The organism is Tahibacter caeni (assembly GCF_024609805.1).
In the GTDB taxonomy this organism is placed as follows: Bacteria; Pseudomonadota; Gammaproteobacteria; order Xanthomonadales; family Rhodanobacteraceae; genus Tahibacter; species Tahibacter caeni.
In genome coordinates this window covers 1-12,103 of record NZ_JANFVR010000136.1, presented here as the reverse complement: position 1 = coordinate 12,103, position 12,103 = coordinate 1, and the positions used below count along the sequence as shown (strand labels likewise).

Here is a 12,103-nt window from a genome sequence, read left to right as displayed (position 1 = left end):
CGGCGCGACGCGACGTTGGCCGCGGCCGGCGTCGCCGCGGCGGACTGGAACGAGGCGCTGGGCTATTCGCGCCTGGCGCCGGACCAGCGTGCGCGGCTGCTCGCGCTGCGCGTGGCCGCGCGCAGTGCCGCCAGCGCCGGCTGGACTCTGCCCGGCGCGGTATACGAGTGGACGTTTTCCGCCGAGATGCCGGTGTCGCTGGAGCGCTGCCTGGTCTGGCTGCCGCCCGACGCGGCTGACGGCGCCCAGCTCGTGCGCCATCTGCGCCAGGTGCAGACCGGCCTGGATGTGCTGCTCGTGTTCGCGCCGAATGCGGCGGCCGAGGCGCCGCTGCGCGCGCTCTGCGCCGATCGCGCGAACCTGTTCGTCTGCCTCGGCGAGGAAATGCAGACCGCCTGGCTGGTCGAACGCGAGGCGCTGCCGGTGCTGCTGCGCGCGATGGCGCGGCAGCTGCGCCTGAGCCGGATCTCGCCGTACCAGACCCGCGGCGGCATCGCGCGCGCCTCCTCGTTCTTCGGTCGCGAGAGCCTGCTCGCGCGCGTGGTGCAGCGCGAGCCGTCGAACTACCTGCTGATCGGCGGGCGCCAGCTCGGCAAGACCAGCCTCATGAAGGCGATCGAGCGGCGCCTGCGCGAACACCCGCAGCTGGCCTGCGTCTACGTCGTGCTGCGCGATCATCGCCTGCTGCCGCGGCTGGCCGCGCAGAGCGGGCTGCCGCTGGACAGCGACCTCGAAACCATCGTCGCGGAGCTGCGCCGCCAGCACGGCGGCAAGCGCCTGCTGCTGCTGATCGACGAGGCCGATCCGTTCTTCCGCGCCGACGCCGCGCGCGACTATGCCGAACTCGCCGCGATGCGCGCGCTGTCGGAGGAGGGGCGCTGTCATTTCCTGCTCGCGGGCTTCTGGGATCTTTACGCGGCCGCGGCGCTGGACTACCAGTCGCCGCTGCGCAATTTCGGCGAAGTCATCAAGGTCGGCGGGCTCGAGCCCGAAGCCTGCCGCGAACTCGCGAGCGTGCCGCTGGCCGTGCTCAATCTGCGTTTCGCCGATCCGGCGCTGATCGACCGCGTCGTCGCGCAGAGCGGCCGGCGCGCGAACCTGATCGCGATCCTGTGCCAGGAATGCCTGGAATCGCTGGAGCAGGGCGCCGCAGCGGTCGAAGCCGGCGACGTCGAGCGCGCGCTGGCCTCGCAGGCTGTGCTCGATGCGCTCGCGGGCTGGGGCCGGCTCAGCCACGACGATGCCGCTTCGCGCCTCGACCGGGTCGTCGTCTACCGCGTCGCGGCCCAGGGATGGACCAGCCTGGCCGATCTCGTCGCGCTGCTGCGGCCCTGGGCCGCGCTCGACATCGAGAACCTGCGCCGCTCGCTCGCGCGGCTGCAGCTGGCCTATGTGCTGGACAAGCACGGCGAGCGTTTCGCGTTCGCCGTGCCACTGTTCGCGCGCCAGTTCGAGGCCGCCGAGATCCCGGTGCTGCTGGAGGAAGAGCTGCGCCGGCTCGGCTGAGTCGTCCGCGCCCGCAGCATTTCCGTCGCGCGCAGCAAAAAACGCTCAGAAACAAGGGCTTCCGAAACCATGGATCATGCGTTCTGTGGTAGACTTGCGCGTTATTTTCGGCGCCCGTCCGGCAAGACGGGCCGCATGGCAGCAAGCGTCAGAACCCTGGAATCCCGATGGCGGAACTAGCCAAAGAAGTCATACGCGTCAATATCGAAGACGAGATGCGGCAGAGCTATCTCGATTACGCGATGAGCGTGATCGTCGGCCGCGCCCTGCCGGACGTCCGCGACGGCCTCAAACCGGTGCACCGGCGCGTGCTCTACGGCATGTACGAGGTCAACAACTTCTGGAACCGGCCGTACGTCAAGTGCGCGCGCATCGTCGGCGACGTGATGGGTAAATACCATCCGCACGGCGACGCGTCGATCTACGACACGCTCGTGCGCATGGCGCAGGACTTCTCGCTGCGCTATCCGCTGATCGACGGCCAGGGCAACTTCGGCTCCATCGACGGCGACGCCGCCGCGGCGATGCGCTACACCGAATGCCGGCTGGACCGCCTCGCTTCCGAGCTGACCGCGGACATCGACAAGGAAACCGTCGATTTCCAGCCGAACTACGACGAGAAGGAATTCGAGCCCACGGTACTGCCCACGCGCGTGCCGAACCTGCTGATCAACGGCTCCGCCGGCATCGCCGTCGGCATGGCGACGAACATCCCGCCGCACAACATCAGCGAAGTCATCGACGCGACGATCGCGCTGATCGACGATCCCGAGCTCGGCATCGACGATCTGATGCGCCACGTGACCGGTCCGGACTTCCCGACCGCCGGCATCATCAACGGCGCCTCGGGCATCGTCGAGGCCTACAAGACCGGCCGCGGCCGCATCCTCGTGCGCGCCAAGACCGAGATCGAGACCGAGGCCAACGGCCGCGAGACGATAGTCGTTTCGGAGTTGCCGTATCAGGTCAACAAGGCGCGGCTGATCGAGAAGATCGCCGAGCTGCACAAGGAAAAGAAGATCGAGGGCATTGCGCCCGACGGCCTGCGCGACGAGTCCGACAAGGACGGCATGCGCATCGTCATCGAGGTGCGCAAGGACACGATGGCCGACGTGCTGCTGAACAACTTGTTCCAGCAGACCCAGCTGCAGGTGACCTTCGGCATCAACATGGTCGCGCTCGTCGACGGCCAGCCGCGCCTGCTGAGCCTCAAGGAAATCCTCGAGGCCTTCATCCGCCATCGCCGCGAAGTCGTCACGCGGCGCACGATCTTCGAACTGCGCAAGGCGCGCGCGCGCGCGCACATCCTCGAAGGCCTGACCGTCGCGCTCGCGAACATCGACGAGATGATCGAGCTGATCCGGACGTCCGAGTCGCCGCAGGTCGCCAAGGAACGCATGCTGGCCAAGCGCTGGGAGCCGGGCCTCGTGCGCGCCCTGCTCGACGCGGCCGGCGCCGACGCCTCGCGTCCGGAGGACCTCGACGCGAACGCCGGCCTGCGCGAGCACGGCTATCAGCTGTCGGAGATCCAGGCCAAGGAAATCCTCGAGATGCGCCTGAACCGCCTGACCGGCCTGGAACAGGACAAGCTGACCGACGAATACAAGCAGCTGCTCAAGGCCATCGCCGGCCTGATCGAGATCCTGTCCGACCCGGCCGTGCTGCTCGCGCTGATCCGCGGCGAGCTCGTCGAAGTCAAGGAAGCCTACGGCGATGCGCGCCGCACGGTGATCCAGCACAGCCAGGAAGACCTCGACGTGCTCGACCTGATCGAGCCCGAGGACGTCGTCGTGACCCTGTCGCACACGGGCTACGTCAAGCGCCAGCCGATCAGCACCTACCGCGCGCAGAAGCGCGGCGGCAAAGGCCGCTCGGCGACCGCGGTCAAGGAAGAGGACTTCGTCGCGCAGGTCTGGATCGTCAACACGCACGACACCCTGCTGACGTTCACGAGCGCCGGCCGCGTGTTCTGGCAGAAGGTCTACCAGATTCCCGACGCCGGCCCGAATTCGCGCGGCAAGCCCATCGTCAACCTGCTGCCGCTGGAGCCCGAGGAGAAGATCCAGGCCGTGCAGTCGGTGCGCGAATTCCCCGAGGACCGCTACGTGTTCTTCGCGACGCGCCAGGGCACGGTCAAGAAGACCTCGCTGGCCGACTACTCGCGCCCGCGCGCCAACGGCATCCGCGCGATCGATCTCGACGAGGGCGACGGCCTCGTCGGCGTCGCGCTGACCGACGGCACGCGCGACGTGCTGATGTTCGCGTCCAACGGCAAAGCCGTGCGCTTCGCCGAGGACGAGGTGCGGCCGATGGGCCGCGTCGCCCACGGCGTGCGCGGCATGAAGCTGACCGACGGCGCCGAGGTGGTCTCGCTGATCGCCGCGGAAGGCGAGGGCGACATCCTGACCGCGACCGAACGCGGCTACGGCAAGCGCACGCCGCTCACGGAATACCCGCGCAAGGGCCGCGGCACGCAGGGCGTCATCGCGATCCAGTGCTCGGACCGCAACGGCGCGCTCGTCGCGGCCGTGCAGCTCGACGACGCGCACGAACTCATGCTCGTGTCCAACCAGGGCACGCTCGTGCGCACGCGCGCCGCGGAGATCGCCCGCGTCGGCCGCAACACCCAGGGCGTCACCCTGATCCGCCTGCCCGAGAGCGAAGCGCTGACCAGCGTGGTCGGTCTCGCGCAGCTCGGCGGCGAGGAAGACGGCGGCGAGTCCGACGAACCGGCTTTCGCCGATGCGCCGGCCGATGCCGCCGCGCCGGCCGCGCCGGACGGCGAACCGTCGGCGGACTGAGCGCCGCGGTCCGTGCGATGAAAAAAAAACCCGCGGCTCGCCCGCGGGTTTTTTCGTTTCGGCGCAATGCGGCCGCGCGCTTCAGACGCCGAGCGTCGTGAGCATGGCCTGGGCGCTGGACACCTTGAACTCGCCGGGCGCCTCGACGTTCAGCGCCTTGACCGTGCCGTCCTCGGCGTACAGCGCGAAACGCTTGGAGCGCAGGCCCATGCCGAACGCCGTCGCGTCCATTTCCAGGCCGAGAGCGCGCGCGAGGTTCGCGTTGCCGTCGGCGAGCATGATCAGCGACTCGGGCACGTGCTGGTCCCTGGACCAGGCCTTCATGACGTAGGCGTCGTTGACCGCCATGCAGGCCACGTCGATTCCGTGACTCTGGAACTTTTCAAGATTTTCCACATAGCCGGGCAGGTGCTTGGCCGAGCAGGTCGGCGTGAACGCGCCGGGCACCGAGAACAGCACGACCTTGCGGCCCGAGAAGATCTCGTCGGTGGTGATGGCCTGCACGCCGTCCTTGAGCACATTGAGCGTGATCGACGGAATGCGGGCGCCGACTTCGATGGTCATGGCGATACCTCGATGGGTGGCGGAAAGGACGCCGATCATAGCCCGTCCGGCCGGCGGCGCCAGCCGCGCCCGGCGCTGCGGCAACCTGCCGCGGCCGCCGCGCTCCCGACCGCCGCACCGATTCCCTTGAAAGCGATTCGGCGGCACCTATCTACCGGGCCATGGCGCGATCGCCGCGCCGCACCCATTCGAGGAGGCAGTCATGAGTTTTCCGCGCAACTACCGTTGGAACGTGCCGTCGGGCTTCCAGGACGAGATCAAGCAGGCCTTCGAGCGCCTGTTCAATCCGGAAGAAACCGACCAGTCCAACGTCGTCACGAGCCAGTGGACGCCGCGCGTCGACATCCGCGAGGAAGACAAGCGTTTCGTGATCCTGGCCGACGTGCCCGGCGTGGATCCGGCCGCGATCGAGATCCAGATGGACAAAGGGATTTTGTCGATCAAGGGCGAGCGCAAGAGCGACAACGGCGAGCAGAGCGGCAAGCTGAGCCGCAGCGAGCGCGCCCAGGGCACGTTCTACCGCCGGTTCGCGCTGCCCGACAGCGCCGATGCGGACGGCATCACCGCGACCGGCAAGCTCGGCGTGCTGGAAATCTCGATTCCGAAGCGCCCGGAAAGCTCGCCGCGCCGCATCAACATCTCGGCGAACTGATCGAAAAAGCCCGTCTCTGAACCCGTCGGAGTCCGGCTCCGCAATCCAGTGCCCGTGGCGGAGCGATCCGCCGCGGGCTTGTTCGTTTGGCGGCCGGGCGATTACTGTTGCACGGCTCGCCGTGGCTGACGCATCGCCCCGGCCGACCGAAACCGTCAGGTAGACCGCATGCAGTTCAAGGATTACTACGAGACCTTGGGCGTGAAGCCCGACGCGAGCGACGCGGAGCTCAAGAGCGCGTTCCGCAAGCTCGCGCGCAAATACCACCCCGACGTCAGCAAGGAAGCCGGCGCCGAAGACAAGTTCAAGGCCGTCAACGAGGCCTACGAGGCGCTCAAGGATCCGGAGAAGCGCCGCGAGTACGACGCGCTGCGCGCCCGCGGCTACAAGCCCGGCGACGAGTTCCAGCCGCCGCCGGACTTCGGTGGTTTCGGAGGCGGCGGCAACGGCGGGGAAGGGTTCAGCGATTTCTTCGAATCGCTGTTCGGCCGCACCGGCGCGCGCGCCAACACCGGGCCGCGCCGCGGCCAGGATCTGCGCGCGCATGCGGCCATCGATCTCGAGACCGCGTTCACCGGCGGCACGCAGCGGTTGGAGCTCAATGGCGAGAAGCTCGACGTCACGATTCCGCCGGGCATCCTGCCGGGCCAGACCATACGCCTGCGCGGCAAGGGCTATCCGGGCCGCAACGGCGCGCCGGCCGGCGACGTGCTGCTGGAGATCCAGCTGCGGCCGCATCCGCGCTTCCAGCTCGACGGCCGCGACGTCACGGTCAAGCTCGCGATCGCGCCCTGGGACGCCGCGCTCGGCGCAACGGTGAAGGTGCCGACCCTGGCCGGCGAAGTCGATCTGAAGATCCCGGCCGGTTCCGATTCGGGCCGCAAGATGCGCCTCAAGGGCCGCGGCATGCCCGGCACCGACGCCGGCGATCAGTACGTCGTGCTCGACGTGCGCGCGCCGGCCGCGCACAACGACGCGCAGCGCGAAGCCTATGCGCGTCTGCGCGAGGCGTTCGGCGGCTGAGTTAGCGGGCGGCCGCGCCGGCACACGAGGTCGGCGGGCCCGTGCCGCGGCACCTCGATGCATCGGCGCGAGCGGCCGTCGACGCGCATTCCGGTCATCGAACTGCAACGGTGCCGGGTTCGCGGGCGCGGAAACGACGAAGGGAGCCGCAAGGCTCCCTTCGCTTTCATACCGTTCGCCGCTTGCGCGTTACTTCGGCAGCAGCTCGTTGATGACCTTCGTCAGCTCGGCCTCGTTGATCGGCTTGGTCACGTAGGCCTTGGCGCCCTGGCGCATGCCCCAGACCTTGTCGGTTTCCTGATCCTTGGTCGTCACGAGGATGATCGGAATGTGACTGGTCTTGGCTTCGCGCGAGATCGTGCGCGTGGCCTGGAAGCCGTTCAAGTTCGGCATGACCACGTCCATGAGGATCAGGTCGGGAATTTCGCGCTTGGCGACTTCGACTCCGGCGGCGCCGTCTTCGGCCGTGATGATCTCGTGGCCCATTTTCTCGACGATGCGCTTGAGGCCCAGCAGCTGCGACTGGGAATCGTCGACGATCAGAATTCGCGCCATGGTTGCTCTGTCACCCCTGTAGGCCGCGATGCGGCCGGATCATTCTACCGGCGGGCGATGGCTTGGCAACAGCAAGCGCCCGGCCGCGTTCTTGTCGGATACGTCGCCGCCGTGGCGGGCTGGTCTGGCCAGGGGGCGGACGTCAGCCGATGTTTACCAGAGTTCGGCCGAGCGAGCCACCGGCCAGCATGCCGTCGAACACGGTCGGCAGCTCGTCCAGGGCGACTTCGCGCGTACAGATCGTCTCCAGCGTGTCGGGCTTCCAGTCGCCGGCCAGGCGCTCCCAGACGCGTTCGCGCGTCGCCCGCGCCGTGCCGGCCGAGGCGATGCCGAGCAGGCTCACGCCGCGGATGATGAAGGGCATGACCGTCGTGGCGAGGTCGTGGCCGGCGGCCAGGCCGCAGCTCGCGATGTTGCCGTACGGATGGATCACGCGCGTGAGGCCGGCGAGCATCTCGCTGCCGACGCTGTCGATCGCGCCGGCCCAGCGGCTGGTCTCCAGCGGACGCTGGCCCCAGTGCAGGTCCTTGCGCGCGATGCACTGGCGTGCGCCGAGGCCGATCAGCCAGTCGAACTGCTCGACCTTGCCGGTGATCGCGTGCGGCTCGTAGCCGGCCTTGGCGAGGATCGCGATCGCGAGCGATCCGACGCCGCCGCTCGCGCCGGTCACGACGACCGGGCCCTGGTCCGGACGCTGCTCGTTCTGTTCCATGCGATACAGCGACAGCGCAGCGGTGAAGCCGGCCGTGCCGAGGATCATGCTCTCGCGCAGGGTCAGCCCGGACGGCAGCGGTATGGTCCACTGTGCCGGCAGACGCGCGTATTCGGAATAGCCGCCGTCGCGCGTCTCGCTGAGCCCCGAACCGGTGCACAGCACCGCGTCGCCTTCGCGATAGCGCGAATCGGTCGAGGCGACCACGTAGCCGGCGACGTCGATGCCGCCGTTCATCGGGTACTGGCGCAGGATCTTGCCCTTGCCCGTGCCGGCCAGAGCGTCCTTGTAGTTGACGCTGGAGTGGGCGACCTTGACGACGACTTCGCCCGGCGACAGCTGGTCGAGACTCAGCGATTCGAGTCCGGCGCGATAGCCCTGCGCGTCGTTGTGGATGCGCAAGGCGCGGAAAGAGGCGGCGATGGACATGCGAAACGGTCCCGGCGGTAATCGAGTCGTCTAGTTTGCGAGACTCGCGCGGCCGGTACAAATCGCGGCGAGGCGAATCGCGCCACGAGCGGAACCTGCGCCGCCGCGCCGCGCCGCGGCGTGCGGGTTCAGGCCGACGGCGCGGCGGATTCGAGCAGCACGATCGACGACATGCGCCGGCCGGCCTCGACCTTGCGCCGCGGCCGGAACCACGACAGCACGCGCCACAGCCACGCGGCGGCGGGCTTGCGGTCCAGCCGCCAGGCTTCGTCCCAGGTCGAGCGGAATTCCGCTTCGCGCCAGCCGTACGGCGCGAAGAACGCCGTGCCTTCGCGCGGGCCGAAGCGGAACGGCGCATTGCCCTGTTGCACGGCGCGACCCCAGTTGTTCGCGACGAAACGCAGCAGCGCCGGCGAGGCCAGGTCGGTCAGCCACCAGCGGGCGTTCGCGGTGTCGTGCAGGTCGCGCGCGAGCGCGGCGACGTCGTCGGCCTCCAGATAGATCAGCAGGCCCTCGGTGATGACGAGCACCGGGCCTTCGCTCGCGGCCTGTGCGAATACCTCGCGGCGGCGCTGCGCGTCGCGCAGGTCGGCGGCGATGAATTCGAGGCGGCAGCGCGGCGTTTCCTGCGCCATCTGCCCGCGGAAATAGTCGACCATCTCCGGCATGTCGACGTGCAGCCAGCGCAAGGTCGCGGGCAGCGCGAGGCGATACGGGCGTGCGTCGAGGCCGGCGGCGAGATTGAGCACGGTCGCAGCGCCGGCGGCCACGCAGCGCAGCAGGATCTCGTCCATGACCGCGACGCGCACGACCAGCGGCCAGGCCATCGAGCGGCCGTTCGGCATCGCCTTGACGATGGCTTCGCCGCGCGCGCCGCCGAGACGGCGCGCATACGGATCGTGGAACAGCGCATCGGGCCGTTCGCTTTCCGTCGCGCGATAGATCGCAACCCAGAGCGCGGTGTCGGAGACGTTGCGGATCGGCGGGGTATCGCTCATGAGCAGGCTCGGCGGCGGCAGGCCGTCATTGTGACGCAAGCGGCTGCCGGCGGTGCAGGACGCGCAGCGCTCGCCAAGTCCGCCGCTCGTGCCAGCGGCGCCGACATTCCTCGCGGCGCCGCGGTCGCCGAAAACGCCGAACGCCGGGAAGCCCCGGCGTTCGGTGTGTTGCGGACCGCGCGCCGGCGCGAACGCCGGCAGCGGCTCAGTTCGCCTTGTGGATCGCGCGCTTGTCGACCGCGAGCGCGGCTTCGTGCACGGCTTCCGACAGCGTCGGATGGGCGTGGCAGATGCGCGCGAGGTCCTCGGCCGAACCCTTGAACTCCATCGCGACGACGGCTTCGTGGATCATTTCCGAAACGCAGGCGCCGACCATGTGCACGCCGAGCAGGCGGTCGGTCTCCGCATGGGCGATGACCTTGACCATGCCGGCGGTCTCGTTCATCGCGACGGCGCGGCCGATCGCGGCGAACGGGAACGAACCCGTGCGGTACGGCACGCCTTCGGCCTTGAGCTGTTCCTCGGTCTTGCCGACCCAGGCGATCTCCGGCTCGGTGTAGATGACCCACGGCACGGTGTCGAGATTGACGTGGCCGGCGCGGCCGGCGATGAGCTCGGCCACGGCGATGCCCTCTTCGGAGCCCTTGTGCGCGAGCATCGGACCGCGCACGCAGTCGCCGATCGCCCAGACGCCGTCGACGCCGGTGTGGCAGTGCTCGTCGACGAGGACGCGGCCGCGCTCGTCGAACTGCACGCCGGTGCCTTCGGCGAGCACGCCGGCGGTGGCGGCGCGGCGGCCGACCGCGACGAGCAGCTTGTCGACGACGAGCGACTGCTCGCCCTTGGCGTCGCTGTAGGTCAGGTGCACTTCGCCACCCTTGACCTCGGCCTTGCCGAGCTTGGCGCCGAGGCGGATGTCGAGGCCCTGCTTCTTGAATTCGCGCGCGGCGGCCTTGGCGATGTCCTGGTCGGCCGCGGCGAGGAAGTCGGGCAGGGCTTCGAGGATGGTCACTTCGGCGCCGAGGCGCTTCCAGACGCTGCCGAGCTCCAGGCCGATCACGCCGGCGCCGATGACGCCGAGGCGCCTGGGCGTCGCGTCGAAGTCGAGCGCGCCGGCGTTGTCGACGATGTGCTTGCCGTCGAACTTCGCGAACGGCAGCTCGATTGGCACCGAGCCGGTCGCGATGACGACGTTGGTGCCGCTGATCTCCGAGACGCTGCCGTCGTGGCCCTTGATGGACACGACGCGGCCGGGCTTGAGCGTGGCGAAGCCTGCGAACGGCGTGACTTTGTTGGCCTTGAACAGCATCGTGATGCCGCCGGTGAACTGTTTGACGATCTTGTCCTTGCGGCCGACCATCGTGCCGACGTCGATCGTCGGGTTCGCCGCGGCGATGCCGTGCACGGCGAAGTTGTGGGTCAGGTTGTGGAACTGCTTGGACGAGTCCAGCAGCGCCTTGGACGGGATGCAGCCGACGTTGAGGCAGGTGCCGCCGAGGGCCGGCTTGCCGTCCTTGCCGATGAAGGCGTCGACGCAGGCGGTCTTGAGGCCTAGCTGCGCGGCGCGGATCGCAGCCACGTAGCCGGCCGGGCCGGCGCCAATCACTACGACGTCAAATTGTTCGCTCATCTTGGGTTCCCGGGGAGATGTTCGGTTCGGCAGATGCCGGCGCAGGGGGCGGCGCACAAGGGGCGTGCGCCGCGGCTTCAGTCGGCCGGTGCCGGCGGCAACTGTGCGGCCAGCTTCTGCAGGTAGTCGCCGTGCGTGGCGAACAAGGCCTTGGCCTTCTCCAGCGTCGCCAGGCAGCTGTCCTTGCTCGGATTGTGGTCGACGTCGGCGGGTGCTTCGGACTTGAGCTGGTAATGGGCCAGCACGCGCTGCATCGCGAGCGCGATCGGCGATTCGGTCAGCTCGCGATAGGCGCTGCTGAATTCCGCGTGCTCGTAGTCGCAGTTGCCGATGTCGATCGTCGACAGCGTGTCGAACTGCTTGAGGATCTCGACCACGCGGGCGCGGTCCGCCTCGCCGGGCGCCGCGGTCGCGGCGCCGGCGAGGCCGAGCAGGGCAAGCAGCAGGGCCCAGCGCATGCTCAGAGGCCCAGCAGCATCTTGGCCGGGTTTTCCAGCTGGTTCTTGATGTCGACGAGGAACAGCACGGCGTCCTTGCCGTCGATGATGCGGTGGTCGTAGGACAGCGCGACGTACATCATCGGCGCGGCGACGACCTGACCGTTCTCGACGATCGCGCGGTCCTTGATCGCGTGCATGCCGAGGATCGCGCTCTGCGGCGGATTGACGATCGGCGTGGAGAACAGCGAGCCGAACGTGCCGCCGTTGGTGATCGTGAACGTGCCGCCGGCGAGGTCGTCGAGCGTCAGGCCGCCTTCGCGCGCCTTCTTCGCGTAGCTCGCGATCTGCTTCTCGACGTCGGCGAAGCTCATGTTCTGCGCGTCGCGCAGCACCGGCGTCACGAGGCCCTTGTCCGTGCTGACGGCGACCGAGATGTCCTGGTAGCCGTGATAGATGATGTCGCTGCCGTCGACCGAGGCGTTGATGATCGGATGGCGCTTGAGCGCCTCGCAGGCGGCCTTGACGAAGAAGCTCATGAAGCCGAGCTTGATGCCGTGCGTCTTCTCGAACTGTTCGACCAGTTCCTTGCGCATGGCCATGACCTTGCCGAGGTTGATCTCGTTGAACGAGGTCAGCATCGCGATGGAGTTCTTCGACTGCATCAGGCGCTCGGCGATCTTGGAGCGCATGCGCGTCATCGTCACGCGCTCTTCCGGACGCGCGCCCGGCGTCGGCCTGGCGGCGGGTGCCGCGGCGGCGGCCGGCGCAGCGGCGGCCGGCACGGTCTGGCCGC

Annotated in this window: 11 protein-coding genes; 4 read left to right on the top strand and 7 right to left on the bottom strand. The window is 68.7% G+C overall.

Annotation, left to right across the window (positions count from 1 at the left end; genetic code table 11):
• Both NON22_RS13000 and gyrA read left to right on the top strand, forming a co-directional pair.
• Positions 1 to 1,506, top strand: a 1,506-nt coding sequence (locus NON22_RS13000) for an nSTAND1 domain-containing NTPase (protein WP_257387368.1), incomplete at its 5' end; no start/stop codon positions are given.
• A gap of 167 nt (positions 1,507 to 1,673) precedes the next feature.
• Entirely contained in the window at positions 1,674 to 4,307 is a 2,634-nt protein-coding gene (gene gyrA / locus NON22_RS12995; protein WP_257387367.1) for a DNA gyrase subunit A, read from the top strand.
• An 81-nt stretch (positions 4,308 to 4,388) separates the two neighbouring features.
• On the opposite strand, the gene NON22_RS12990 is transcribed toward gyrA, so the two are convergent.
• Positions 4,389 to 4,871 carry a peroxiredoxin gene (locus NON22_RS12990; RefSeq protein ID WP_257387366.1) on the bottom strand — a complete coding sequence of 161 codons (483 nt, stop codon included), beginning with the start codon at positions 4,869 to 4,871 and terminating at the stop codon, positions 4,389 to 4,391.
• Between the two features lie 202 nt (positions 4,872 to 5,073).
• Here NON22_RS12990 and NON22_RS12985 point away from each other — a divergent pair, with 202 nt between their 5' ends.
• Both NON22_RS12985 and NON22_RS12980 read left to right on the top strand, forming a co-directional pair.
• A complete protein-coding gene (locus NON22_RS12985) occupies positions 5,074 to 5,523 on the top strand; it encodes an Hsp20/alpha crystallin family protein (RefSeq protein ID WP_257387365.1) in 450 nt (149 codons plus the stop codon).
• A gap of 168 nt (positions 5,524 to 5,691) precedes the next feature.
• Positions 5,692 to 6,546, top strand: a complete 855-nt coding sequence (locus tag NON22_RS12980; protein ID WP_257387364.1) for a DnaJ C-terminal domain-containing protein — start codon at positions 5,692 to 5,694, stop codon at positions 6,544 to 6,546.
• Positions 6,547 to 6,735: 189 nt separating this feature from the next.
• Here NON22_RS12980 and pilH read toward each other — a convergent pair whose 3' ends face one another.
• From pilH to sucB, 6 genes are all read right to left on the bottom strand, one after another.
• Entirely contained in the window at positions 6,736 to 7,101 is a 366-nt protein-coding gene (gene pilH, locus NON22_RS12975) for a twitching motility response regulator PilH (protein WP_257387363.1), read from the bottom strand.
• Between the two features lie 142 nt (positions 7,102 to 7,243).
• Positions 7,244 to 8,242, bottom strand: a complete 999-nt coding sequence (locus NON22_RS12970; protein WP_257387362.1) for a YhdH/YhfP family quinone oxidoreductase — start codon at positions 8,240 to 8,242, stop codon at positions 7,244 to 7,246.
• 128 nt (positions 8,243 to 8,370) lie between these two features.
• The gene (locus NON22_RS12965; RefSeq protein ID WP_257387361.1) at positions 8,371 to 9,240 is read right to left on the bottom strand and encodes a class I SAM-dependent methyltransferase; all 870 of its coding nucleotides are present in this window, start codon (positions 9,238 to 9,240) and stop codon (positions 8,371 to 8,373) included.
• Positions 9,241 to 9,445: 205 nt separating this feature from the next.
• Positions 9,446 to 10,870 carry a dihydrolipoyl dehydrogenase gene (lpdA, locus tag NON22_RS12960; protein WP_257387360.1) on the bottom strand — a complete coding sequence of 475 codons (1,425 nt, stop codon included), beginning with the start codon at positions 10,868 to 10,870 and terminating at the stop codon, positions 9,446 to 9,448.
• 77 nt (positions 10,871 to 10,947) lie between these two features.
• Positions 10,948 to 11,328 (bottom strand): hypothetical protein, encoded by a 381-nt coding sequence (locus tag NON22_RS12955; RefSeq protein ID WP_257387359.1) that lies wholly within the window; start codon positions 11,326 to 11,328, stop codon positions 10,948 to 10,950.
• Positions 11,329 to 11,330: 2 nt separating this feature from the next.
• A partial coding sequence (gene sucB, locus NON22_RS12950) for a dihydrolipoyllysine-residue succinyltransferase (RefSeq protein WP_257387358.1) occupies positions 11,331 to 12,103 on the bottom strand: 773 nt, incomplete at its 5' end.